The organism is Hylemonella sp. W303a (assembly GCF_046452315.1).
In the GTDB taxonomy this organism is placed as follows: Bacteria; Pseudomonadota; Gammaproteobacteria; order Burkholderiales; family Burkholderiaceae_C; genus Hylemonella.
This window is the reverse complement of record NZ_JBKFDG010000004.1, coordinates 14,106-37,598: the sequence shown is the minus strand read 5'-3', so window position 1 is coordinate 37,598 and position 23,493 is coordinate 14,106. Positions and strand designations below refer to the sequence as shown.

Annotated in this window: 19 protein-coding genes; 4 read left to right on the top strand and 15 right to left on the bottom strand. The window is 66.9% G+C overall.

Annotated features, from left to right (window positions below; all coding sequences use genetic code 11):
- Positions 1-28: 28 nt before the first annotated feature.
- The 6 genes from selB to fdnG all read right to left on the bottom strand — a co-directional run bounded on the left by selB (position 29) and on the right by fdnG (position 9,668).
- A complete protein-coding gene (gene selB, locus ACLBKS_RS08635; RefSeq protein WP_410192402.1) occupies positions 29-2,083 on the bottom strand; it encodes a selenocysteine-specific translation elongation factor in 2,055 nt (684 codons plus the stop codon).
- Between the two features lie 214 nt (positions 2,084-2,297).
- The gene (gene selA / locus ACLBKS_RS08630) at positions 2,298-3,779 is read right to left on the bottom strand and encodes an L-seryl-tRNA(Sec) selenium transferase (RefSeq protein WP_410192401.1); all 1,482 of its coding nucleotides are present in this window, start codon (positions 3,777-3,779) and stop codon (positions 2,298-2,300) included.
- 59 nt (positions 3,780-3,838) lie between these two features.
- Positions 3,839-4,876, bottom strand: a complete 1,038-nt coding sequence (gene fdhE, locus ACLBKS_RS08625; protein WP_410192400.1) for a formate dehydrogenase accessory protein FdhE — start codon at positions 4,874-4,876, stop codon at positions 3,839-3,841.
- Positions 4,877-4,947: 71 nt separating this feature from the next.
- A complete protein-coding gene (locus ACLBKS_RS08620) occupies positions 4,948-5,574 on the bottom strand; it encodes a formate dehydrogenase subunit gamma (protein WP_410192399.1) in 627 nt (208 codons plus the stop codon).
- Positions 5,575-5,576: 2 nt separating this feature from the next.
- A complete protein-coding gene (gene fdxH / locus ACLBKS_RS08615) occupies positions 5,577-6,491 on the bottom strand; it encodes a formate dehydrogenase subunit beta (RefSeq protein WP_410192398.1) in 915 nt (304 codons plus the stop codon).
- Positions 6,492-6,581: 90 nt separating this feature from the next.
- Entirely contained in the window at positions 6,582-9,668 is a 3,087-nt protein-coding gene (gene fdnG / locus ACLBKS_RS08610; protein WP_410192397.1) for a formate dehydrogenase-N subunit alpha, read from the bottom strand.
- Positions 9,669-9,957: 289 nt separating this feature from the next.
- Between fdnG and ACLBKS_RS08605 the strand changes: the two genes are divergently transcribed.
- Positions 9,958-11,097, top strand: coding sequence for a BMP family ABC transporter substrate-binding protein (locus tag ACLBKS_RS08605; protein WP_410192396.1), 1,140 nt, complete (start codon positions 9,958-9,960; stop codon positions 11,095-11,097).
- A 37-nt stretch (positions 11,098-11,134) separates the two neighbouring features.
- Here ACLBKS_RS08605 and ACLBKS_RS08600 read toward each other — a convergent pair whose 3' ends face one another.
- Positions 11,135-12,034, bottom strand: a complete 900-nt coding sequence (locus ACLBKS_RS08600) for a LysR family transcriptional regulator (RefSeq protein ID WP_410192395.1) — start codon at positions 12,032-12,034, stop codon at positions 11,135-11,137.
- Between the two features lie 124 nt (positions 12,035-12,158).
- Between ACLBKS_RS08600 and ACLBKS_RS08595 the strand changes: the two genes are divergently transcribed.
- Positions 12,159-12,578, top strand: coding sequence for a DoxX family protein (locus ACLBKS_RS08595; protein WP_410192394.1), 420 nt, complete (start codon positions 12,159-12,161; stop codon positions 12,576-12,578).
- 38 nt (positions 12,579-12,616) lie between these two features.
- On the opposite strand, the gene ACLBKS_RS08590 is transcribed toward ACLBKS_RS08595, so the two are convergent.
- Positions 12,617-13,771 carry a diguanylate cyclase gene (locus ACLBKS_RS08590; protein WP_410192393.1) on the bottom strand — a complete coding sequence of 385 codons (1,155 nt, stop codon included), beginning with the start codon at positions 13,769-13,771 and terminating at the stop codon, positions 12,617-12,619.
- A 62-nt stretch (positions 13,772-13,833) separates the two neighbouring features.
- Between ACLBKS_RS08590 and guaD the strand changes: the two genes are divergently transcribed.
- Entirely contained in the window at positions 13,834-15,147 is a 1,314-nt protein-coding gene (guaD, locus tag ACLBKS_RS08585) for a guanine deaminase (RefSeq protein WP_410192392.1), read from the top strand.
- Between the two features lie 44 nt (positions 15,148-15,191).
- Here the strand turns inward: guaD and ACLBKS_RS08580 are convergent, their stop codons facing one another.
- Entirely contained in the window at positions 15,192-16,364 is a 1,173-nt protein-coding gene (locus ACLBKS_RS08580) for an Acg family FMN-binding oxidoreductase (protein ID WP_410192391.1), read from the bottom strand.
- Between the two features lie 92 nt (positions 16,365-16,456).
- Between ACLBKS_RS08580 and ACLBKS_RS08575 the strand changes: the two genes are divergently transcribed.
- Complete coding sequence (locus ACLBKS_RS08575; protein WP_410192390.1) at positions 16,457-17,341, top strand: LysR family transcriptional regulator; 885 nt, start codon at positions 16,457-16,459, stop codon at positions 17,339-17,341.
- A 37-nt stretch (positions 17,342-17,378) separates the two neighbouring features.
- Here the strand turns inward: ACLBKS_RS08575 and ACLBKS_RS08570 are convergent, their stop codons facing one another.
- The 6 genes from ACLBKS_RS08570 to lptB form a co-directional block, all read right to left on the bottom strand.
- On the bottom strand, positions 17,379-17,837 hold the full coding sequence (locus ACLBKS_RS08570) for an OsmC family protein (protein WP_410192389.1): 459 nt from the start codon (positions 17,835-17,837) through the stop codon (positions 17,379-17,381).
- A 138-nt stretch (positions 17,838-17,975) separates the two neighbouring features.
- Positions 17,976-18,443 (bottom strand): putative toxin-antitoxin system toxin component, PIN family, encoded by a 468-nt coding sequence (locus ACLBKS_RS08565; protein ID WP_410192388.1) that lies wholly within the window; start codon positions 18,441-18,443, stop codon positions 17,976-17,978.
- Positions 18,444-18,456: 13 nt separating this feature from the next.
- Positions 18,457-19,566, bottom strand: a complete 1,110-nt coding sequence (locus ACLBKS_RS08560) for an NAD(P)H-dependent flavin oxidoreductase (protein WP_410192387.1) — start codon at positions 19,564-19,566, stop codon at positions 18,457-18,459.
- Entirely contained in the window at positions 19,550-20,836 is a 1,287-nt protein-coding gene (locus ACLBKS_RS08555; protein WP_410192386.1) for a class I SAM-dependent RNA methyltransferase, read from the bottom strand. The genes ACLBKS_RS08560 and ACLBKS_RS08555 overlap by 17 nt, the downstream gene beginning before the upstream one ends.
- Positions 20,837-20,855: 19 nt before the next feature.
- Positions 20,856-22,526: an RNA polymerase factor sigma-54 gene (gene rpoN, locus ACLBKS_RS08550; RefSeq protein WP_410192385.1), complete on the bottom strand. Its 1,671-nt coding sequence runs from the start codon at positions 22,524-22,526 to the stop codon at positions 20,856-20,858.
- Positions 22,527-22,641: 115 nt separating this feature from the next.
- Positions 22,642-23,469 (bottom strand): LPS export ABC transporter ATP-binding protein, encoded by an 828-nt coding sequence (lptB, locus tag ACLBKS_RS08545; protein ID WP_410192384.1) that lies wholly within the window; start codon positions 23,467-23,469, stop codon positions 22,642-22,644.
- Positions 23,470-23,493: the final 24 nt, after the last annotated feature.

The following is a 23,493-nucleotide window of genomic DNA, read 5'->3' as shown; positions in this document are numbered from 1 at the left end:
GCACTCGGGAAATGAGTGTGAACAGGCCCTAGCTTGCGCCTTGCCAGCTCACGCCCGGCCGCAGCAGGTGCGCGTCGCGCACGCGGCGCGTGTAGCCCACGCGGTCGAAGTACTCCAGCACCTGGATGGCACGCTTGCGGCCCAGGCCCGTCGCGTCGCGAAAGTGCGCGGCTTCGACGGCGCCGCTCAGGACGGGCGCGGCACGCGCGCCGTCATGGGCCGCCGGAGGCGCCGCCTCGGCCGCCAGGCGCGCGATCAGCGCAGCGAGTTCGTCCATGCGCTCGGCGCTGTAGAACAAATCCTTGACCACCTGGTGCAGCGCCCCTTGGCGGGCCAGCTTGCGCAGCAGCTGACGCACCACCTCTTCCCCCACGTGGAAGTCTTTCGCCAGATCGCGCACCCAGGGTGGGTCGTAACCTTCGGCGGGCGTCATGCCCCGCAGCGCGGGCAGGAGCCGCTCGGCCAAGGCCTCCTCGCTGGCGCTCAGCTCCACGCGGTGAGTGGGCAGGTGCAGCCACGCTCCGCTCTGGGCGAGCGCGCCCTCGGCCAACAAGGCCGTGAGCAATCCTTGCCAGAGCGCATCGCCCTGTGACAGCGTGGCCGAGTTCAGGGTGGGCAAGGCCATGCGGCGCAGGCGCGCGGCGTTGACGCCGGGCTCGTCGGGCGATTGCGTGTGCACGCGGGTCAGGGCGTCCAGCACCTGGGCGCGCAGGGCTTGCCAGTGCGCGGGGGTGATGAGCAGGGCGTCGTCCTCGGCGAGCGTCAATGCCCGCGTGTCGGCGGGCAGGGACAGCGACTCGGGGGGACGCCCCAGCAGCAGGGCCAGGTGCGCCCGCGTGAGCCCTTGCGGCGCGTGGTTCAGCAAAGGTGCGAGTGTCCCCTCGGCTAAGACCTGTTGCAACGCATCCAGCCAGGCCAAGCGTTCGGGACTGCGGCGCTTGCGTTCGGGGGCGTAGGGGTCGAGCACTTGCCCTCCACCGAGGGTGCGGCTGGCCTGCGCGTTGCGCAGGATGTAGCGATCGCCTGCCGTGGCGTGCACATCGGTGTCGAAGACCAGTTGAACACGCGCTCCCCGATCCGCGCCGTCCTCGGGGTCAGTGGACCCCGAGTGGGGGCGTTGGGGGTCCCCATGGCGAACCGTGTCGCCTTCCAGCGGTACCGCGTGCGCCAGATGGTGGGCCGCGCCCAGGTGCACATGCACCGGCGTCCAGGCGCGAATCTCCGCATCGGGCAGCAGGTGCAGGCGCACGTCCATGCGGCGACTGGCCCGCAGCGCGCGTGCGTCGGCGATCCAATCGCCGCGTTGAATGGCCTCTTTCTCGATGCCCACGAGGGCCAGTGCAACCCGTTGACCGGCATGGCCGCTCGCGCTGGCGCGGTTCTGTGCGTGGATGCTGCGCACCCTCACCATCTGACCGCTGGCCGAATGGCGCAGGTTGTCGCCGATCCGAGCCGTGCCACCGAACACCGTGCCCGTGACCACCGTGCCCTGGCCCGCGAGCGTGAAGACCCGATCCACGGCGAGGCGGAACAGGCCGCTGTCGGGTCGCGTCGCATGCGCACGCGCGCGCTCAAAGAGGTGGGTGCGCAGCGCGGCCACGCCGGGATCGTCGTCGCGCGTGGCCGTGGTCTCGAACAGCACCGCATCCGCCAGCGGCGTGCCGACCAGCAGGGCACGCAACTCCTCGCGCACGGCATGGATGCGCTGGGTGTCGACGCGGTCGGTCTTGGTCAGCGCAATGCTGCCCTCGCGCACGCCCAGCAGCAGGGCGATGGCGAGGTGCTCCCGTGTCTGTGGCATCACGCCGTCGTCGGCTGCGACCACCAGCAGGGCATGGTCGATGCCGGCCACGCCCGCTGCCATGGTGTGGACAAATTTCTCGTGGCCCGGCACGTCGATGAAGCCCAGCACCTGGCGGGCGTCCTCGCCCGAGGTCTGCGGCAAGGGCGTGTAGGCATACCCCAACTCGATGGAGATGCCCCGCGCCTTCTCTTCCTTGAGGCGGTCGGTGTCCACGCCGGTGAGCGCGCGCACCAGCGTGGTTTTGCCGTGGTCGATGTGACCGGCGGTGCCGATGATCAAAACAGGCCCTCCCCCGTTGCTCCCCCACTTCGTGTGGGTCGGCATCTGTGCCACGGCCAGAGGCCGGGGCTCTTCGGGCCGTCCAAGCCTGCGCAGGCAGGCTTGGAGCCGCGGCCTCTCAGCCCCTCACGGGGGCGCTCCCAGCGGCCCGGCAAAGCCGGTTCCGCGGGAGCCCGCGTTTGGCCTGCTCCGCGGCCACTGGAGGTTTGCAATTTCATGCTTCCAATGCTGTTTGCAGCAAGGCGAGTTGCGCGACGAAGTCCGCCGCGTCCTGGGCTTCCAGGCAGCGCAGGTCGAACCAGAGGCTGTCGTCGGCAACGCGGCCAATTACCGGGCGCGGCAACTGGCGCAGACTGGTTTCGAGTCGGGTGATCGCACGACCCGCGCGTTTGGCGTCCACCGGCCGCACGCGCAGACCATGGCTGGGCAAAGTGTCCGAGGGCAGGGCGCCGCTGCCGATCTGGCTGAACATGGGTGCAGTCTCTACCGTGTACGCTGAGCCCAACGCCCCCTGCAACAGAGGTTTCAAGGCTTCGGCCTGCGCGTGCATCTGCGCCTGCGGGCGGGTGAAGAGGCGCAGCGTGGTGAGCCGCTCGGCCAGGCGTTCGGGCGTGAGGTAGAGGCGCAGCACGGGCTCGAGCGCGGCCAGGGTCAGCTTGCCGACGCGCAGCGCGCGCTTGAGCGGGTTCTTCTTGATCTTGGCGATCAGGTCCTTGCGGCCCACGATCAACCCCGCTTGCGGGCCGCCCAGCAGCTTGTCGCCGCTGAAGGTGACGAGGTCGGCGCCCGCGGCGATGGTCTCGCGCACCGTGGGTTCGTGCGGCAGGCCCCAGCGTGACAGATCCACCAAGGTGCCGCTGCCCAAGTCCACCACCAACGGCACGCCATGCGGGTGCGCCGCGCTGGCCGCGTGCGCGATCTGCGCGACCTCGCTTTCGGGCACGCTCTTGGTGAAGCCGGTGACCGCGTAGTTGCTGGTGTGAACCTTCATCAGCAAGGCGGTGCGCGGCGTGATGGCTTCGGCATAGTCCTTGGCGTGGGTGCGGTTGGTGGTGCCGACCTCGACCAGCGTCGCGCCCGCGCGCTTCATGATGTCCGGGATGCGGAAGGCGCCGCCGATCTCCACCAGTTCACCGCGCGAGACGATGACTTCCTTCTTCGCGGCCAGTGCACTCAGCGTGAGCAGCACGGCGGCGGCGTTGTTGTTGACCACCGTCGCGGCTTCGGCGCCGGTGAGTTCGCGCAGCAGTTCGTCCACCAGGTCGTCGCGGTCGCCGCGTCCGCCGGTCGCCAGATCGAACTCCAGATTCGCGGGCGTGGTCAGCGCACGCACCACGGCCTGAACGGCCTCGTCAGGCAGCAGGGCGCGGCCGAGGTTGGTGTGCAACACCGTGCCGCTGAGGTTGAACACGGCGCGCAGGCGCGGGGCGAACTTGGCCTCCAGGCGCTGCGTGACGGTGCCAGCCAAGGCTTCGGTCGTGGCTTGGGCGTCCAGTTGCTCGGCCGTGAGGGCGCCGGACTGAGCCTGCGCGCGCAAGCGGTCGAGCGCGTCGCGCAGTGCGTCCGTGACTTGACCGTGGCCGTACTGCGCGGCCAGGGCGCGTAGCGCCGGTTGGACGAGCACGCGATCGACGGAGGGCAGTTTGGCCAGCAGGCCGGGGCCGCGACGGGCGGGTTCTAGGGAGGATGAACTCATCACTCGCGAAAGAAGGTGGCGGAGCCTCAGGCTATCACGTTGGTCTGCACTCGAACAGCTCATTCAGCGGCGAAGGCCAGCAGCGGGTTGGCACCGGCGCGGGCGTAGGGGGTTTCGCTCATCAGCAAGTCGAGCGTCAGCGTGGCCAGGTCGTCGGCCAGCGGCTCGGCCAGCGGGTCTTTTTCCTGGTTCACGATCTTGCGGTAGCCGTGGCAGTGATCGCAAGTCTCGGCCAGCACGACCTGCTGGTCTTTCTTGCCCCCTGCGCTCTTGTCCGCGGTCTCGGTCTGCGTTTCACCGTCCTGCACCTGGCTTTCGACGCCCTGGTAGCGGATGCCCTCCGTGGATTCGCAGTGGCTGCATTTGACGCGCACCATGTGCCACTCCGTGCTGCACAGGCCGCAATGCAAGTAGCGGTGACCGGCAGATTGGCCACCGATGCGCAACACGCTGACCACGGGTGGGGCGGCGCAGACGGGGCAGATGCTGGCGGGGTCGGTGTAGGGGACGTCGGCGACGCGCAGGTGGCTGGCGCGGTGGGTGTAGGTGACTTGCAGCGCGGCCAGCACCAGGGGTTGCAGGGCCAGTTCATCGGCCTCGGTCGACTTGCCGGGCGTCTGCAGCAGGGCCAGGCGCGTCACCATGCGGTGGGCCAGCGCGTCGAGGTCTTCGCCCTTCATGCCACGCAGGCGCGTGATCAGGCCCGCGATGGCCGTGGGCAGCGGTTCGACGGGTTTCGTGGAGGACTGCTCGCCATGTTCCAGCGCGTCCAGCACCTGAGTCAACACCGCGCGCCAGTCCGGGGCGATGTGTTCGGCGGCGGGGAACAGCGGCATGGAATGTTCTTGCGCGCGCGCCACTTGCTGCACCTCGGCCTCGCTGAAGGACAAGGGCGCCAACTGGGCCGCGACTCGGGCTTGCGCACGCACCAGGCGCGCGGCGAAGCGCAGGTAGTCGGCGATGGGGTTGCCTTCGGCCAGTTGCGCCAGGCGCGCGGCACGGTCGGTGTAGAGGCTACCGGGCTCGGGCAGGCGCACGCGGGTGAAGGCGGTGTGGTCAAGCGCTTCGATGTCGCCGGGCTGAAGGATGCGTTGCATGGAGGTCCTGAAAAATGAAAACGCCGCCGGGTCCTCCGGCGGCGTGGCGCGGCAACCGCGGTGGCGTGTTGTCAGCGATTGTCGCCGGTCTGCTCGCGGTACCAGCCGCGGTGATGCTGCTTGGCCCAGGCGCGGGTGACCGTGCCGTAGAGCATGGCGCGGATGGTGCCACGGGTCCAGATCGCCGCGTAGACGTGCAGGATGATCAGGCCGATCATGCCCACCGCCGCGACGGCATGCAGCACCGAGGCCAGGCGCACCAGCGTCACCGGCAGGTTGAACCAGGCCCGCCACATCAGCACGCCGCTCACCAGCAGCAGGGCCATGCAGACCACCAGACCCCAGAACAGCACCTTCTGGCCACCGTTGTACTTGCCCTGCTCAGGCATGTCGTGGTCGTTGCCGTCCACCATCTTGCGCACGTTCCTCAGCCATTCCTTGTCGCGCGCTTCGATGACGTTGAGGCGCCAGAAGCGCAGGAACATCATCACGAAGCCCGCGGCCATCACCAGGCCAATGTAGGGGTGCAGGATGCGCGTCCAGGGCCCGCCACCGAAGAGTTGGGTGAGCGGGAAGAAGGCGGGGTGGAAGAAGGCCAGACCCGACAGCGCCAGCAGGATGAAGCAGATGCCCACGGCCCAGTGGTTGGCGCGCTCGGACGCCGTGTAGCGTTGCAAATCGCGGGGGTTGCGTTGCATGGTCAGGCCTCCTTGGCTTTCTTGTCTTCGCGTTCCATCTCGTCTTCCAGTTCCTTGGAGACTTCGTTGGGACCCTTGGTGATGAAGTGGAACAAGCCCCCCAGCGCGGCTGCGCCCAGCGCGAACATCGCCAGCGGTTTGGCCACGCCCTTCCAGAGACTGACCATGGGGCTGATCTTCGGCTCGTTGGGCAGGCCCGCGTACAGCGAGGGCTGGTCCGCGTGGTGCAGCACGTACATGACGTGCGTGCCGCCCACGCCAGCCGGGTCGTACAAGCCGGCCTTCTCGAAGCCGCGTTCCTTCAGGTCGGCGATGCGCTCGGCCGCCTGGTCCTTCATCGCGTCCTTGGTGCCGAACATGATGGCGCCAGTGGGGCAGGTCTTGACGCAGGCCGGCTCCTGGCCCACGGCCACGCGGTCGGAGCACAGCGTGCACTTGTAGGCTTTCTTGTCCTTCTTCGAGATGCGGGGCACGTCGAAGGGACAGCCGGTGACGCAGTAGCCGCAGCCGACGCAGTGCTCTTCCTGAAAGTCCACGATGCCGTTCGCGTACTGCACGATCGCGCCGGGCGAGGGGCAGGCCTTGAGGCAGCCAGGGTCCGCGCAGTGCATGCAGCCGTCCTTGCGGATCAGCCATTCCAGGTTGCCCGTGGCCGTGTTGTCGTACTCGGTGAACCGCATGACGGTCCACGAGTGTTCGGTCAGGTCCATCGGGTTGTCATAGACGCCGTGGTTGGAGCCGACGTCCTCGCGCAGGTCGTTCCACTCCATGCAGGCGGTCTGGCAGGCCTTGCAGCCGATGCACTTGGACACGTCGATGAGCTTGGCGACCTCGCCGGAATGCGCCTCGCGGATGCTCGGCGAGGGCGTGGTGGTGGCGGAACGCCGCACGATGTCGAGAGATTGCAGTGATGACATGGTCATGCCTCCTGACGGGCCGCCCCGAAGGAGGCTGCGCCCCCTTGGGGGGCCGCGAATGAAATGAGCTTGGGGGTCATGTTCATTTCCTTACGCTTTCTCAACCTTGACCAGGAAGGTCTTGAACTCGGGCGTGTTGGTGTTGCCATCGCCGACGAAAGGCGTCAGCGTGTTCGCCAGATAGCCCTTCTTGGTCACGCCGGTGAAGCCCCAGTGGATTGGGATGCCCACGTGGTGCAGCGGCTTGCCATCCACCTGCATGGGCTTGATGCGCTTGGTGACCAGCGCGACCGCCACGATGTGACCTCGCTTGGACGAGACGCGGATGCGCTCGCCGGTCTTCACGCCCACTTCCTTGGCCAGGGCCTCGCCGATCTCGACGAACTGCTCGGGCTGGGTGATGGCATTCAGCACCGCGTGCTTGGTCCAGTAGTGGAAGTGCTCGGTCAGCCGGTAGGTAGTGCCCACGTGTGGGAACTCCTTGGCTTCGCCGAAGGTCTTCCAGATCTCCGGGAACACGCGCGCGGCCGGGTTGCTGGTCGCCTTGGCGTTCTTCGGGTTCAGCGGGTTGTAGCCCAGCGGCGTGTCGAAGGGTTCGTAGTGCTCGGGGAAGGGGCCTTCGTTCAAGCCCTTGCGCGAGAAGAAGCGGGCCACGCCTTCAGGGTTCATGATGAAGGGGCCGGCACCGGTCTCGGGCGCGAGGGTGCCGCCGAAGTCCGGCACATCCGCGCCGCCCCAGCCGCCCGCGCCACCGTTGGCGGCGGGGTTCCAGGCCACCAGCTTGCGCTTGGGGTTGAAGGGCTTGCCGCTCGGGTCGCAGGACGCGCGGTTGTAGAGCACGCGGCGGTTGGCCGGCCAAGCCCAGGCCCAGTTCAGCGTGTTGCCGATGCCCGTGGGGTCGCTGTTGTCGCGCCGCGCCATTTGGTTGCCCGCGGTGGTCCAGGCGCCCGCGTAGATCCAGCAGCCGCCGATCGTCGTGCCGTCGTCGCGCAGTTCACCAAAGCCGGAGACCTGTTCGCCCGCCTTGCGCAGCACCGTGGTCTTGTCCTTGGGGTCGATCAAATCGACCAGGGCGCGACCGTTGTACTCCTTGGCCACTTCCTCGGGGGTCGGTTCCTCGGCCTTCGCGTATGGCCACCAGAGGTTCTGGATGGGGTCGGGGAACTTGCCGCCTTCCTTGGCGTACAGCGTCTTCATGCGCTGGTGCAGCGAGGACATGATGTGGATGTCCGTGCGCGCCTCGCCCGGGGGCTGGGCCGCCTTCCAGTGCCACTGCAGCACGCGCGAGGAACTGACGACCGCGCCATCTTCCTCGGCGAAGCAGGTGGTCGGCAGGCGGAACACCTCGGTCTGGATCGAGGCCGTGTCCACGTCGTTGTACTCGCCGTGGTTTTTCCAGAACTCAGCCGTTTCCGTCGCCAGGGGGTCCATCACGACCAGGAACTTGAGCTTGGACAGCCCATCGCGCACGCGGTCCTTGTTGGACAGCGAGGCGATGGGGTTGAAGCCCTGGGCGATGTAGCCGTTGACCTTGCCCTGGTGCATCAGCTCGAAGACCTGCAGCATGTCGTACTGCTTGTCGAGCTTGGGCAGGTAGTTGAAGGCCCAGTTGTTCTCCTTGGTCGCGGCGGGGCCGTACCAGGCCTTCATCAGGCTGACGTGGAACTTGCCGTAGTTCTGCCAATAGCTCATCTGGTTGGCGCGCAGGGGTTTCTGCGCGCGCGCTTCGATGTACTTGGCGTAGTCCTGTTCGGCTTGTCCCGGCAGGGTGAGGTAGCCCGGCAAACTGCCCGACAGCAGGCCCAGGTCCGTCAGGCCCTGGATGTTGCTGTGGCCGCGCAGCGCGTTCATGCCACCGCCCGCCACGCCGATGTTGCCGCACAGCAGTTGCACCATGGCGCCGGTGCGCAGCATCTGCGCGCCCGTGCTGTGCTGCGTCCAGCCCAGCGCGTACATGATGGTGGCCGCGCGGCCCGGCACGGCCGTGGACGCGAACTGCTCGCACACGTGCAGGAACTTCTCCTTGGGCGTGCCGCAGACGCGCTCGACCATCTCGGGCGTGTAGCGCGCGTAGTGCTGCTTCATCAGCTGGTAGACGCTGCGCGGGTGCTTGAGCGTGGGGTCCGTCTTGACGTAGCCGTCCGCACCCAGCTCGTAGTCCCAGCTGGACTTGTCGTAGGTGCGTTTCTCGGGGTTGTAGCCCGAGAAAATGCCCTCGTCGAACTTGAAGTCCTCGCGCACGATGAAGGTGAAGTCCGTGTAGGCCTTCACGTACTCGTGGTGGATCTTGTCGTTCGTCAGCAGGTAATTGATGATGCCGCCCAGGAAGGCGATGTCACTGCCGGAACGGATCGGCGCGTAGAAGTCGGCCACGGACGCCGAGCGGTTGAAGCGCGGGTCCACCACCATGAAGTGCGCCTTGTTGTGCGCCTTCGCTTCCGTCACCCACTTGAATCCGCAGGGGTGCGCCTCGGCGGCATTGCCGCCCATGATCAGAATCACATCCGCGTTCTTGATGTCGACCCAATGGTTCGTCATCGCTCCACGGCCAAACGTCGGGGCAAGACCTGCCACCGTCGGGCCGTGTCAGACACGGGCTTGGTTGTCGAATGCGAGCAGGCCCCAGGAACGGGCGACCTTGTGGGTGATGTAGCCGGCCTCGTTGCTGGAGGCCGAGGCCGCCAGCATGCCGGTGGTGAGCCAGCGGTTGACCGTCAGGCCATCCGCCGTCTTCTCGACGAAGTTGGCGTCGCGGTCGGCCTTGAGCAGCTTGGCGATGCGGTCCAGCGCCTCGTCCCAGGACAGGCGCTTCCACTCGTTGGAGCCCGGCGCGCGGTACTCGGGATACGTCAGGCGGCTGGGGCTGTTGATGATGTCCAGCAGGCCCGCGCCCTTGGGGCAGAGCGTGCCGCGGTTGACCGGGTGGTCCGGGTCACCCTCGACGTGGAACACGGTGGAACGCACGTTCTTCGCGCCGTCGCCGTGCGAGTACATCAGGATGCCGCAACCGACCGAGCAGTAGGTGCAGGTCTGGCGGGTCACCGTGGCGGCGGAGAGTTTGTACTGTCGGACGTCGGCCAGGGCGGTGGCGGGCGAGAAGCCCATCAGCGCCAGGCTCGAACCCGCCAGTGTGGTGCCAGTCACTTTCATGAACTGGCGTCTGGAGAGCTGCACCATGGGGGCACCTTCTTTTCGCGTTGAAAGGAAGAGGCGGCGCACCAGCCTGGCGACGGCATTGCCTCAAGCGTGGGGCGGATTCTAGGAGGACTTTTTCATTTTTCCAGGGTTCTTACCCTGGCTTGCTTCGCCTGCAATTGATAAGCACTTGCAACAAAACGAAGTTGGATGAGGGCGGGCTCGAGCATCGCGTCATGGCACCCTGGAACTTCGTGGGAAAATCGGTCCGCGCACGGCTGAGTCCCAGGCCGCGCGCATTTTTCATTTCGGGACCATGTAGAGGAACACCATGTACAAAAACCTCGTGGCCGCGCCATGCCTGGCGCTTGCGGCTGCCTTGTTTTGCCCCCCCGTTTTTTCACAGTCCGCCCGACCTTCGGGGCCAGCGCCCGACCTTGCGTCGGCACCGGCGGCCACCCCGGGGCCGCTCAAGGCGGCCTTTGTGTATGTCGCCCCGCTCACCGACGCGGGTTGGGTGCGGCAGCATGAGGAAGGTCGCTTGGCCGTCGAGGCGGCCTTCAAGGCCAGCGGCAAGGTCAGCACCCGCTATGTGGAGAACGTGCCCGAAGGCGCGGATGCCGAGCGCGTGATCCGCGATCTGGCGCTGCAAGGCAACAAGATCATCTTCACGCCGAGCTTCGGCTACATGGAGCCGACGCTGCGTGTGGCGGCGGAATTCCCAGACGTGAGGTTCGAGTCGATCACGGGCTACAAAACCGCCCCCAACGTGGCTGCCGCCAACGCGCGTTATTACGAAGGCCGTTACCTCGCGGGCGTGGCCGCCGGTCGCCTGGCCACCCAGGCCGGTTACGTGGCGGGCTTTCCCATCCCCGAGGTGCTACAGGGCATCAACGCCTTCACCCTGGGCATGCGCTCGGTCAATCCGCAGGCCACGGTGCGTGTGCTCTTCATCAGCGAATGGTTCAACCCGCCCAAGGAGCGCGAGGCGGCGCTGAGCCTGCTCAACCAGGGCGCGCAGGTGTTGGCCTTCCACACGGGCAGTCCGGCGGTGATGACCGCCGCCCAAGAGCGCGGCGCCTTGGCCGTGGCCTACCACTCCGACATGCGCAAGATCGCGCCCGATGCGCAGATCGTCGCCGTGACCCACCAATGGGGTGACTACTACACCCGCCGCGTGCGTGCCGTGTTGGATGGCAGCTGGAAGAGCGGCAGTGTCTGGGGTGGTGTGAAGGAGGGCATGATCCGTGTCGAGGGCTTTGGGCCCAAGGTGCCCGCTGCGGTGCGCGAGGAAGTGCTCGCCCGTCAGCGTGACGTTGCCGCAGGCCGTCTCCATCCCTTCCATGCCATGGCCGAGGTGCGCGACAACGAAGGCCAGGTGGTCATCGCGCGTGGCCAAACCTTGAGCGATGCGCAGATTCTGAGCATGAACTGGCTGGTTGAAGGGGTGGTGACCCGCTTGCCGAAATGAGCCGGTTCATACCCTCGCTGCCGTCCTCTGGCAGACGCTAATCGAACCAGCTTTGCCGCTGCAATTCGGCCAGCAGCCAGCGCGCGCCCAAGCCCAGAGGCCGCTGGCGGTGGTGGATGGCAAACAGGCCGACGGATCGGGGCAGCAGCCCGGGGTCGTCGATGGGCAGCCGCGCCAGCCGTCCTGCCTCCAGATGCGGCTGCACCAAGTGCAGCGGCATCGTGCCCCAGCCGAAACCGGCGAGCAGGAATTCCAATCGGCGGGCGATCTCGACGAAGCGCCAGACCCGGGGGCTCACCACGCTGAAGCTCGGTCCCGGTCGTTGCAGTGGATCGGTCAGGATCAGCTGCACATGTTCCGCCAGGATGTCGCGCGTCAGCACCCTGGTTTCGCGCGCCAAGGCGTGGGTCGTTGCCACCACGGGCACCAGGGTGACCTCGGTCAACGCGCTGGCCTGCAGGTCTTGATGCATGGAGGGCAGCAGCGCGCACAGCCCGAGGGTGGCGGAACCCTCATGCACCCTGCGTTCGGCCGCGCCCATGCCTTCGGTGAACAGCGTCACGGCGAGTTCGGGGTGCTGCGTCCGCAGCCCAGCCAAGCTGCGGATCAAAGGTGGCGTCGGCACGAAGCTGTCCACCGCCAGGCTCAGCTCCGGCTCCAACCCGGCCGCCATCGATTGGGCCGTGCGCTCGAACGCCTCGGCTTGGCGCAGCACTTGGCGCGCTTGTGCCGCCAGGACCCTGCCCGCTTCGGTGAAGCGCGGCACCCGGCCGCTGCGATCGAACAACGCGATGCCCTGCGCCGTTTCGAGCGCTTGCACGGTGTGGCTGATGGCGGACTGCACCCGTCGCAGCCGCCGGCCCGCCGCGGAGAAGCTGCCGGTCTCTTCAATCGCCACCAGCACGCGCAGCTGGTCCAAGGTGAGCGTGCCGATCATGATCCATCTCCTTTGGAGATGATTTTGATCGATTTTTTATCGCTTCCGTAAATGCTTCAGCGGCCTTAACTTCGTGGCAGCGCCCCTGGCAGTCGGGGGCCACCAACCCACCAAGGAGTTTTTCATGATGTCCAACGCCAAGGCCAACGGCCGACCCAGAACTGTCCTCAGCATCGCCCTGTGGCTGACTCAGGGCTTGCTGGCCCTCTTCTTCATTTACGCGGGCGTCACCAAGCTCGCGACGCCAGCCGAGGAGCTCGCCAAGATGATGCCGTGGACGGCGCAGTTGCCGTTCCTGGTGCCGGTGACGGCCATCGCCGATCTGCTCGGCGGCTTGGGCATTCTTCTGCCCTCCCTCACCCGCATCCGGCCTCGACTGACTGCGCTGGCCGCCATCGGCTTGCTGGTGCTTCAGGTGCTCGCGTTGGGCTTTCACGCCGTGCGGGGCGAGACGATGGTGCTGCCGATGAATGCGGTGCTGATCGTGTTGATTGCTTTCGTGCTGTGGGGCAGGACACGCGCCCTCCCCGTGACGGGCCGCTGAACTCGGATTGAGGCTGCGCGGTGATGCCGTCCCGTCTCTTACTCCGCCAGCATCACGCGGTTGCGCCCGCCCTGCTTGGCGGCGTAGAGCGCGGCGTCCGCGCGCGCTAGCAGGGACTCCGTGCTTTCGTTCGGCTTGCGCTGCGCGACGCCAATCGACACCGTGATCGGCACCGGCGGCTCGGCGATCAAGGGCATGCCCGCGATCGAGGCGCGCACGCGCTCCGCGATCAGCATGGCCTTCGCGGCGTCCGTGCCAGGCAGCAGCACGGTGAACTCTTCGCCGCCGTAGCGCGCGAACAAATCGGGTTTGCGCAGCTGCTTGCTGGTGCGGACCGCAAACGCCTTGAGGATCTGGTCGCCCACGTCATGTCCGTGCGTGTCGTTCACGCGCTTGAAATGGTCCAGGTCCAGCATCAGCACCGAGAGGGGACGTTCTCGTCGATCATTGAGTCCACCGGCTTGCCAGCGGCTCGACAGCGTGCTGTCGAGCAGGCGTCGGTTGGCCAGTCCGGTCAGCGCGTCGGTCTCGGCATCGCGCCGCGCCACGCGCAGCAGACCCGCCAGGCGCTCGCTCTTGGCGGTGTTTTTCAGCTGCTGGCGCACGGCTTCCTCCGCCGAATGGCCGATGCGGCGGATGTGCCAGGTCAGCAGCACGAGGAAGACGGTCAGTCCCAGGGTGATGCTCAGATGCTCTACGTCCGGGAACCGCCACAGGGTATGTCCGAGCAAGACGCCAAACAAACCCGCGAGGTAGGAAAAATGGGCTCGGACATAAGACGCGTAGATCGGTGCCGTCACGGCCGCGCCGCCGCACAACAGCACGATCAGCCAGGGCAGGAGTGCCTTGGCGCCCGTGTCGGGCATCAGCAGGGGCACCATGGCTGCCCAGGCCATGCCATCCAACGCCGCCGCTGCATGGAGCAGCCAGCCGTGGCGGCGACGTTGTGGGGATGGCAGGCGCAGTAGCAGGGTGAGCAGGAGCAGCGCGATGATCCAACTGACCGCAAATCCGCCCAGCCACCAGCCCAGATGTTCCATGGGCACGCGGTCCCAGCAGATCCAGGCCACCAGCAGCCAACCCAAGGGCGTGGTCAGGAGCAGCATGCGCAGATCCTGGGCGCAGCGCCTGAAACCAAGCTCCAGCGCGACGTTCCTCGACGTGCGGGCGGCGGCGGTGGGCTTGGCGTGCATGAGCCAAGATGCTAATGGGTTTCGGGCCGAAACGGTCCGAAAAGGGTAAGCTCGTCGGCATGATGCATGCCTATCGAGCCGCGCTGTTGCGTTTCAATCAACAAGGCCAAGTTCTTTACGATGAGGACGGCTTGCTTGTCGTTGGCCCGGATGCGACGGGGCGTCAGGTGGTGCAGCTTGCGGGGGATTTCCGCGCCCTGACATCCGAGTTGGCCAGAGACTTTCCTGGGCTCGCGGTCACGCATTGGCCAGGCCGCATCCTGGCGCCGGGATTCATCGATCTGCACATCCATTACCCGCAGACCGATGTGATCGGCTCGCCCGCCGAGGGGCTACTGCCTTGGCTGGAAAACTACACCTTCCCGCACGAGAGCCGCTTTGGCGATCTGGCTTACGCCACTGACGTGGCGCGCTTCTTTCTCGATGAGTTGCAGCGCCATGGTGTCACGACGGCGCTGACCTTCGCGACGTCCCATCCCCAGTCTGTGGATGCCTTGATGGCCGAGGCTCGGATGCGAGGCCTGCGCTTGATCGCGGGCAAGGTCTTGCAGGACCGCCATTCGCCGGACGGCGTGCGCGATGAAACGGAGCAGAGCCTGATCGACACCGAAACCTTGATCCGCAAGTGGCACGACGTGGACCGTCTGGGCTATGCGATCACCCCGCGTTTCGCGCCGACGTCGAGCGCAAGCCAGTTGCGTGGCGCGGGTGAGTTGGCTTCGAAGTACAAGGCCGTGTGGATTCAGTCTCACGTGGCCGAGAACCGTGACGAGATCGCCTGGGTGCGTGAGCTGTTCCCCCAGTCACGCAGCTACCTGTCCGTTTATGAAGACTTTGGCTTGTTGCGCGAGCGCGCCGTCTACGCCCACTGCATCCATCTCGACGACGATGACCGCGCCCTCCTGCGCGATCGCGGCGCGGTGGCCGCGGTCTGTCCGACGAGCAACCTGTTCTTGGGCAGTGGCTTCTTCGACTACGCCGCCGCGGACCGCGTGGGTCATGCATACGGCCTGGCCAGCGACGTGGGCGGTGGCACCAGCTTCAGTCCCTTCCGCACCATGCTGGCGGCCTATTACGTGGGGCGCGAGGGCGCAGCCAAGCCGGGTCTTTCCTTGAGCCCGCAGCGACTCTGGTGGTTGCACACCGCTGGCGCCGCCAAAGCCCTGGGTCTGGAAGGCGTGATCGGCAATCTGCAGCCCGGCCACGAGGCCGACTTCCTCGTCCTCAACCCCGCTGCCACGCCCCTGCTGGCTCGCAAGACCGCGCAGGCGCGCAATCTCGAGGAGTTGCTGTTCGCGCTCATCGTGCTGGGCGACGAGCGGGTGGTGGAGCGGGTGGCCGTCAATGGCGCCTGGGCGCGGTCCGCAGGGGGATGACTGACGGCTCTCTGCTCTCTGTAGTTAGGTACTCAGGCAGTATTTCAGACTCGCAAGATATGGGCGTCCAGTCCGCGCCGCGGCGAAGGGGGGATGGCCGGGGCGTAGCCCAGACGGGTCCACATTTGCACCGTCTGCCGGGTCGGTGGCGCGTCCAGCAGTCGGTGGATGCGGGCATAGGGTTCGGCTTGCTCCGGGTATTCCTGCAGAGCTTGCGAGACCGGATGCATGGACAAGCCCTGGGCTGTGGCTGCCAGCTGGGCGCGCAGATAGGCCCGACCGGCCTTGATTTGCACTGTCCGTCCCTGGCCTTCACTGACCAGCCAGAAGAAGGCCGGGGTCGTGCCGACCTTGGCGTTGAAGTCCTCGATCTGACTCGCAATGCCCAGGTCTCCCGGCTCGGGCGGATGGCCACGGTCGAACAGACCCAGCGTCACCAGGGCGCGCATCAGCGGCGTATTGAGCGATAGGCCGTCGCGGTGCGCGGCGATCTCCTGGGGCCCCACCCGCAGCACGCGATAGGACTCCAAGATCGTGCGCGGGGTCTGCAGCTCGATGCGCCAAGCTTCCATGGCGATGTCGCGGTGTTCCTGGAGTCGTTGCGGTTCCGCGCCCCCAACGAAGCCAGCGCGCAGCAAGGGGTCGTGCACCGCCGCCGCGATGGCCTGCAAGGCGTTGGGTGCGGGCTCGCGTACTTCGTAAGCTTCGCGGTTGGTGCGCCGCCGGAAGACCTGCGCGAAGAGGGGATCGGGCTTCACCGTGGAGTCCGCGACCAGCCGGATGTGTGCCGTGGGCCGCGAGTCCACCGTGCGGGTTTCGAACTCGCCTTGCGGGAACAGTATGACGTCCGCGCGCAAGCCGCGCTGTCGCGCAGCCAAGTCCAGCAGTTCCAGAAAAGTTCCCTGACTGAGCATCATCTGTCGATGCCAGGGGTCGGTCTCGGGCAGCAGGCGACCGGGGCCACGGTCCAGGTAAAGCGTGATCTCATCCGGTGTGCGCAGATCCACCAACCAAGACTGCAAGTTGTGCGAATGCGGCGCCAAGATGGCATGGGCCAGGATCCAGCGGCGCACATCGGGCTCCTCCCCAGGTCCCTGCCAGGCCTGCAGGGCCTCGGGAGGTAACTCGCTCGAGCAGCCGCTCAGGGTCAGGGGTGTGGCGACGGCTGCGGCGATGAAACCGCCGCTGGCGACGCGAAGAAAGGAACGGCGTTGCATGACAAGTCTCCAGAAAAGCGATCAATGGCACGATTGTGGAATCGCTCTACCACCAACACAATTGCATGAGTTTCTATAGATCACTTGCATCAATGAATAGCTTTGACTGGAACCTGATCCGTACCCTGCTTGTCACGCTGGAACAGGGGAGCCTGCTGGGTGCCGCGCGCGTGCTGCGGCTGAGCCAACCCACGGTGAGTCGTCAGGTGGCGGAGCTGGAGCGACAATTGGGGGCCTTGCTGTTCGAGCGTACCGGTCGAGGCCTCGCGCCCACGGCGACAGCCCTGCTGCTGGCTGACGCGGCGCGCACCATGGAAAGTGGCGCCCTGCAGTTGGCTCGGGTGTTGCAGGGCGAGTTGGCGCGCGAGACCGGCACCGTGCGCCTGACGGCCAGCACGCCCGTGGCAATCTATCTGATGCCTACCCTACTGGCGCGCATGCGTGTGAGTTTGCCCGACATCCGGATCGAACTCGTCGCCAGCAATGCCGTCAGCAATCTCCTGCGGCGCGAGGCCGACATTGCGGTCCGCATGGTGCGGCCGCAACAGAACACGCTGATCGCTCGCAAGCTGGGCGAGCTGCGTATCGGGGCGTATGCGCATCGCAGCTATTTGGCGCGGCGTGGCACACCGCGCCAAATAGCCGATCTGCTGCGTCACGACCTGATTGCTGGCGATACAGACACCACGGTCCTGCAGGGCTTCAATCGTCTGGGCTATCCGGTCGGCCCCGAGGCTTTCGTGCTGCGCTGCGACGACATGATCGTTCAGTGGCGGGCAGTCGCCGCCGGCGTGGGCATCGGGTTCGCGCCTGGTTATGTGGCTCGCTCAACGCCCGAGGTGGTGCAGGTGCTGGGCGGTGTGCTCAAGGTCCCGCCCCTGCCCATGTGGCTGGTCGTGCACCGGGAGATCCGCAGCAGCCCACGGATACGAGCGGTCTACGATTTTCTTGCTGCCGAACTGCCGCTGCTGATTTGACCTGCGGTGATGACGCGCGCCGGCACAGCCACTCCTTTCACTTGAGTTGAGCGCCCGTCGCATCCTTCACGCTGAGGCGAAGCGGAATGCCCTGCGCAACGCTCATGCCCACGGTGCAGAAGTCCTCGAACTGGGCGAGCACACGGTCCAGGTGTTCCAGCTGGGCTGCAGGCACGCCCAGCGTCAGCGCCACGTCCAGGCTCAGCACGCGCAGGCGGTTTTGCGCGTTGCGGCCGACCTCGGCGCGCACCTCGCAGGTGATGGGTTCGGGTTGCTGCTTGAACTTGCGCAGCGCGAACAGCAGCGAGTCGGCCATGCAGTTGCCCACGGCCGCGCAGAGCAGTTGAACCGGCGAGGGGCCCGCGCCCTGGCCCAGCGGCGGATTTTCATCGGCCAACAGCGTGGGGCGGGGCGCGCCGAAATCGATCTCGAACTGGAAGTCCTGGCGTTGGCGCAGGACGGCGTGAGGGGTGGAGGGCGGGGTGTCTTGGCTCATGGTGCAAGGTGTAATGCGGAATAAGAACGTCGGCGCAGCATAGCCCAGCGGCTGGTCGAGTGACTGCGTTAAACCTTGCGTTTGAAATGTCGACCTGCATGCACCGCGCGGCACCCGCTGCGGCCCAGACACATCGATTCAGGCCGGTGCTGACGCAGGGGAATCCAGGCGCGGGGACACGAGCACGCCGTGGGCAGCCAGCCGCTTCTTCAGTTTGAGGACGGCCTTGTCCTTGCTGAGCAGGATGGCGCCCTGGAGCTGCCCTGGATCGCGCATCAGATGAAAGGCCAGGTCGATGAACTTCTGGTCGTCGGGGTCCTTGCAAACGTAAGGTGCCTTGGGCGCCACATCGACCAGCCGCGCTCGCGCGTCGTAGTCGACCAGCAGATCGGCCGCGCTGCGCTGGTAAAACCGCATGCGTTCAACGATGTGGGGGTAGGCCAGCACGCGGGCCAGTTCCTCGCGCATAACGGGGGTGGTCACCCAGTGCAGCCGTTGCGCGTCCAGGGCCTCGCGCAGGGCGGGCGTCGCCGGGTCCGCGAAGAGCAGCAAATCGAGCACGACGTTGGTGTCGAGGACCAGGGCGTGCAGGCCGGGCGCATTCATGACAGGAGGTCGATCACCCGGCGGCCAGGCCTTGGGCGAGGGCGCGCGTCACCTCCGCCGCGCTGATACTGCCGTTCACTGGCAAGGCGCTGAGGTTCTGGCCGCACCAGAGCGGCGAAAAATCGCCCAAGCCCACCTTCTCGGCTGCGGCACGCAGGGGGGCGATGGCGGCTGTCGCCAGGGGGAAGGCGGGCGCTGCGTTGTCGAGCGGACCGAGTTCGCGCATGGCGCGGTTCACCAGGCCCCGTGCCGCGCCACCCGTGAAGAGCGTGGTCAAGGTGGTGCCGCTGGCGGGTTGACCCGTCCTGATCCGTGTCGCTTCGGCGATCAGCGCGGCGCGGTGCACGGGACTGGGGCTCGCCTCCGAGCAGAGGAGGTAAGCCGTGCCTGCTTGCACCCCAGACGCACCCAAAGCGAGAGCTGCCGCCACGCCTTGCGCGTCAACAATCCCGCCGGCCGCGATCACGGGGATGCGCACCGCACCTGCGATCTGGGGCAGCAGGGCGAAGGTCCCCATTTGCGTGCTGACATCGCGCCACAGGAAATGGCCTCGGTGTCCGCCCGCTTCCAAGCCCTGGGCGATGACGGCATCCACGCCCTGCCGTTCCAGCCACAACGCTTCTTCCACCGAGGTCGCGCTGGACAGGACCTTCGAACCCCAGCCACGCACGCGCGCCAGCAGTTCGGGCGCGGGCAAACCGAAGTGGAAACTCACCACGGGGGGGCGGAATTCCTCCACCAAGTCGGCCAGCGCCGCGCTGAAGGGGCTGCGGCCCGCGCCTGCGGGAACCTGGGTTGGATCGATGCCGTATGCGGCGTAGTAGGGCGCGAGGCTCTGGCGCCAGGCGGCTTCGCGCGCGACGTCCGGCGCGGGGGGCTGGTGGGCGAAGAAGTTCAGGTTCCAAGGGCGGCCTTCACTCTGTGCGCGCAGCACGGTCAGCTCGGCGCGCAGGGCCTCGGGCATGAGCGCGGCGGCGGGCAGAGAGCCCAGGCCACCGGCCGCGCACACGGCCAGCGCCAAGGCGCTGCCTTGGGAGCCCGCCATGGGGGCCTGAATGATGGGCAGTTCGGTGCCCAGCAGCGTGGCCAGCCGCTGGGTGCGTGTTTCAACGTTCGGTGACATGGGTGCTCGCCTCCATTTTTCCCGCCACGAGGTCGAAGCGGAACAGCCGGCATTCGATGGGCCCGTTCCACAGCGGCACGCGCCGGGTTTCCTTCAAGCGCATCCGGCCTGGCAGCTTGAGGTCGGGCGTGAGCACCCAGGCCGTCCAGCCCGCGTAGTTCTTCTTCCAGTGCGTGGCCAGGCGAGAGAAAAATTCACCGCCGTCCTCGGTCTGCGCCGTTTCACGCACCGCGCGCGCGCCGTGGTCCGCGCCGCCTCGCATCGGCCCGCCAGCGCGGCCACCGCGTGCAATGCCGGCCACGGCGATGCGCTCGTTGTAGGGCGGATTGAGCAGCAGCACACCCGGCTGGGTGCTGGGGGGCATGCGCTGCAGCGCGTCACCACCCCGGAACTCGATGGCGCTGGCCACGCCCGCGCGCTCGGCGTTGCGCTGGGCGAAGTCCACCATGCGGTGGGCCACGTCGCTGCCGAACACCAGCGGCTCGCGCAAGGGCGTGATGGCCGCTTCCGCCTCGGCCTTGATGCGCTGCCAGGCCGCGGCCTGGAAGGGCAGCAGCCGCTCGAAGCCAAAGCGGCGCTGTCGCCCAGGGGCCATGCGACAGGCGATCTGCGCGGCCTCGATGGCGATGGTGCCGCTGCCGCAGCAGGGGTCGTACAGCGGCAGTGGCCCGGCGCCGGGGTTCCAAACGCCACCCCAGCCGGAGGCCGCCAGCATTGCCGCAGCCAGCGTTTCTTTCAGCGGTGCTTCGCCCTTGTCTTCGCGCCAGCCACGCTTGAACAGCGGTTCCCCCGAGGTGTCGATGTAGAGCGTCACTTGCTCGCGCGTCAGGTGGGCATGGATGCGCGCGTCCGGCCATTGCGTGTCCACGTCCGGGCGCGCACCGCCCTTGGCGCGGAAGCGGTCGGCCACGGCGTCCTTGATGCGAAGCGTGGCGAAGTTCAGGCTCTTGAGCGGGCTGTGCTGCGCGGTCAGCTCGATCTTGAAACTCTGCTGGGCGGTGAACCACAGCTCCCAAGCGACGCTGCTGGCCGCTTCGTAGATGTCTTGTTCGTCGCGGTAGGGGCGGTGAGCCAGTTGGACCAGTACCCGCTGGCTCAAGCGGCTGTGCAGGTTGAGCTTGAGCGCGTCATGCCAGCTGGCCCGCACCCCGACACCGCCACGGCCCTTGCGCAGGGCCTCGCTGGGCGCGCCCGTGATGGCCTGGACCTCGGTTGCGAGGAAATCCTCCACGCCAGCAGCGCAGGGCAGGAAAAGCTGTAGATCATTCATGAGAGGGGAGGCAGGGCGCTCAGAGCGTCTTGCGTAAATTCGCCGGGGCGATCTTCAGCGTCTCGCGGTACTTGGCCACGGTGCGGCGCGCGCATTCGATGCCTTGTTCCTTGAGCATCTCCGACAGCTGGCTGTCGGACAGCGGCTTCTTGGCGTTCTCCGCGCCGACGAACTGCTTGATCAGCGCGCGCACGGCGGTGCTGGAGGCGCTGCTGCCCGATTCAGTGCCGAGGCCCGAGCCGAAGAAGTACTTGAGTTCGTAGGTGCCGAAAGGCGTGGACATGTACTTGGCCGTGGTCACCCGGCTGATGGTGGATTCGTGCAGACCCAGCTCGTCGGCGATTTCGCGCAGCACCAGCGGGCGCATCGCCAATTCACCATGAACGAAGAAATTCTTTTGCCGGTCCACGATGGCATTGGCCACGCGCAGGATGGTGTCAAAGCGCTGTTGGATGTTCTTGATGAACCAGCGCGCTTCCTGCAGGCGCTGCTGCAGCGCGGCATGGCTGCTGGCGTCGCGCGTGCCGCCGCCCGACCCGCGCTGCCCCTTGAGCGCGTTGGCGTAGATGTCGTGCACGCGCAGGCGGGGCATCACGTCGGGGTTGAGCATGACGCGAAAGCGCGCGTTGCTGGCCGTGCCCCCCACGCGCTGCACCAGCACATCGGGCGTGATGATGTGGCGCTCGACGTCCACGAAACGGCGACCCGGCTTGGGCTCCAGCCGCGCAATCAAGGCCAGAGCCTCGCGCGTCAGCGCCTCGCCCGCCGCACCCGAGCCCCCGGTCAGCTGGGTCAGTCGACGCAGATCGCGCCGCGCCAGCAATTCGGGAGCTTGTTCAATCAAGCGCAGCGCCTGAGTCAGCGTTTGCCGTAGCGTGCCGCTGGCGTCTTGTTTCGCCTGTTGTGCGCTCGAGGTCGAAAGGGGGGGCGGCGCGAGGTGCTGCATCTGCTGCTGCAACTGCAGGCGCAGGCATTCGCTCAACGAGCGCGCGCCGACACCCGAAGGTTCCATTTGGTGCAGCAGGCGCAGCGCGATCTGAAAGTGTTCCAGCAGACCTTCCAGTTGCTCGGCGTCGTCGCCCGCCAGACTGGCCGCCAACGTCTCCAGCGAGTCCTCCAAGTAGCCGTCGTCGTTGAGCGACTCGATCAGGAAGAGCAGCGCGGCGCGGTCGGCAGGCGTCAACCGCAAGGCCAAGGCTTGCTGACGCAGGTGGTCTTGCAGGGTTTCGTGCGCGCGTGCCAGTTCGGTGGCGTCGGCTGCGTCGTCGTCGTCCTGCTTGCCGTTGCGCGGGGGAGCGTCGCCGCCCCACTCGCTGTCGTCCGGGGCCAGATCGACGCTGCCGTCCCCTTCCCAGTCGCCGTCGCTGGCCAGATCCACGGTCGTCGCCTCGTCGCTGGCGGCTTCGACGCTCGTCTCATGGATGTGCTCGGAGGGGCCTTCCAGGGGGCCGTTGCTGACCGTGTCGCCGTGATCGTCGTCGTTCACCGGCGGTGTGTCAGCTTGCTCCAGACCAAATGCCTCACGCTCGGCGCTCTCGTCGGCGCGTTCCAGGAACGGGTTTTCGTCCAGCAGTTGCTCCACCTCCTGGTTCAGCTCCAGCGTGGACAGCTGCAGCAGGCGGATGGACTGCTGTAGCTGGGGCGTGAGCGCCAGATGCTGGGAGATGCGCAGCGAGAGGCTTTGCTTCATGCGCTAAACCGTTCTCAAGCGTGCGCCCGCGCGCGCCGCCGGGCCGCCCCAAGGCGCGAAGGCCCCCCAGGGGGCAGCGCAGTGCAGGGAGTGACAAGCATGGGGGCCCACATACTCACATCTTGAAGTTCTCGCCAAGGTACACGCGGCGTACGTCGGCGTTGTTGACGATGTCGGCGGGCGTGCCTTCGGCCAGCACGCGGCCCTCGCTGATGATGTAGGCGTGGTCGCAGATGCCCAGTGTCTCGCGCACGTTGTGGTCGGTGATCAGCACGCCCAGTCCGCGCGACTTCAGGAAGCTGATGATGCGCTGGATCTCGATCACCGCGATGGGGTCGATGCCCGCGAAGGGCTCGTCCAGCAGGATGAAGCGCGGCTGCGTGGCCAAAGCGCGCGCGATTTCCACGCGGCGCCGTTCACCACCCGAAAGCGCCAGCGAGGGCGACAGGCGCAGCTTTTCCACGCGCAGGTCCTGCAGCAGGCTGGTGAGGCGGTGTTCGATCTCGGCGCGCTTCAATCGCTTGCCCTGCTCGTCGTGCTGCAGTTCCAGCACGGCGCGCACGTTGTCCTCGACATTGAGCTTGCGAAAGATCGAGGCTTCCTGGGGCAGATAAGACAGGCCCATGCGCGCGCGCTGGTGGATGGGCATGTGTTCCACGCGCTGGCCATCGATTTCAATGGCGCCCGCGCTGGCGCGCACCAAGCCCACGATCATGTAGAAGCTGGTGGTCTTGCCCGCGCCATTCGGGCCGAGCAAACCCACCACCTCCCCGCGTCGCACGGCGAGTGACACGTCCTTCACGGCTTCGCGGCTGCCATAGAACTTCTTGAGGTTGAGCGCCTCCAGGCGGCTGGCTTGCGCGGGGTCGAACTCGGCGGGGGTGGCTGGGTTCGTGGAGGCGGGGGCGCTGGCGGGCGCCGGGGTCGTGTGCTGTTCGCTCATGCGTGTGTCGATGGCCGGTTTGGG

Excerpts from the sequence above, each read along its gene's own strand:
- ACLBKS_RS08590 (WP_410192393.1), bottom strand. The coding sequence starts at position 13,771 with ATGCACGCCAAGCCCACCGCCGCCGCCCGCACGTCGAGGAACGTCGCG.
- fdhE (WP_410192400.1), bottom strand. The coding sequence starts at position 4,876 with ATGCAACGCATCCTTCAGCCCGGCGACATCGAAGCGCTTGACCACACC.
- ACLBKS_RS08595 (WP_410192394.1), top strand. The coding sequence starts at position 12,159 with ATGATGTCCAACGCCAAGGCCAACGGCCGACCCAGAACTGTCCTCAGC.
- ACLBKS_RS08575 (WP_410192390.1), top strand. The coding sequence starts at position 16,457 with ATGAATAGCTTTGACTGGAACCTGATCCGTACCCTGCTTGTCACGCTG.
- ACLBKS_RS08565 (WP_410192388.1), bottom strand. The coding sequence starts at position 18,443 with ATGAATGCGCCCGGCCTGCACGCCCTGGTCCTCGACACCAACGTCGTG.
- ACLBKS_RS08580 (WP_410192391.1), bottom strand. The coding sequence starts at position 16,364 with ATGCAACGCCGTTCCTTTCTTCGCGTCGCCAGCGGCGGTTTCATCGCC.
- fdxH (WP_410192398.1), bottom strand. The coding sequence starts at position 6,491 with ATGTCATCACTGCAATCTCTCGACATCGTGCGGCGTTCCGCCACCACC.
- ACLBKS_RS08570 (WP_410192389.1), bottom strand. The coding sequence starts at position 17,837 with ATGAGCCAAGACACCCCGCCCTCCACCCCTCACGCCGTCCTGCGCCAA.
- ACLBKS_RS08620 (WP_410192399.1), bottom strand. The coding sequence starts at position 5,574 with ATGCAACGCAACCCCCGCGATTTGCAACGCTACACGGCGTCCGAGCGC.
- lptB (WP_410192384.1), bottom strand. The coding sequence starts at position 23,469 with ATGAGCGAACAGCACACGACCCCGGCGCCCGCCAGCGCCCCCGCCTCC.
- ACLBKS_RS08555 (WP_410192386.1), bottom strand. The coding sequence starts at position 20,836 with ATGAATGATCTACAGCTTTTCCTGCCCTGCGCTGCTGGCGTGGAGGAT.
- ACLBKS_RS08560 (WP_410192387.1), bottom strand. The coding sequence starts at position 19,566 with ATGTCACCGAACGTTGAAACACGCACCCAGCGGCTGGCCACGCTGCTG.
- selA (WP_410192401.1), bottom strand. The coding sequence starts at position 3,779 with ATGAGTTCATCCTCCCTAGAACCCGCCCGTCGCGGCCCCGGCCTGCTG.
- guaD (WP_410192392.1), top strand. The coding sequence starts at position 13,834 with ATGCATGCCTATCGAGCCGCGCTGTTGCGTTTCAATCAACAAGGCCAA.
- ACLBKS_RS08605 (WP_410192396.1), top strand. The coding sequence starts at position 9,958 with ATGTACAAAAACCTCGTGGCCGCGCCATGCCTGGCGCTTGCGGCTGCC.
- rpoN (WP_410192385.1), bottom strand. The coding sequence starts at position 22,526 with ATGAAGCAAAGCCTCTCGCTGCGCATCTCCCAGCATCTGGCGCTCACG.
- ACLBKS_RS08600 (WP_410192395.1), bottom strand. The coding sequence starts at position 12,034 with ATGATCGGCACGCTCACCTTGGACCAGCTGCGCGTGCTGGTGGCGATT.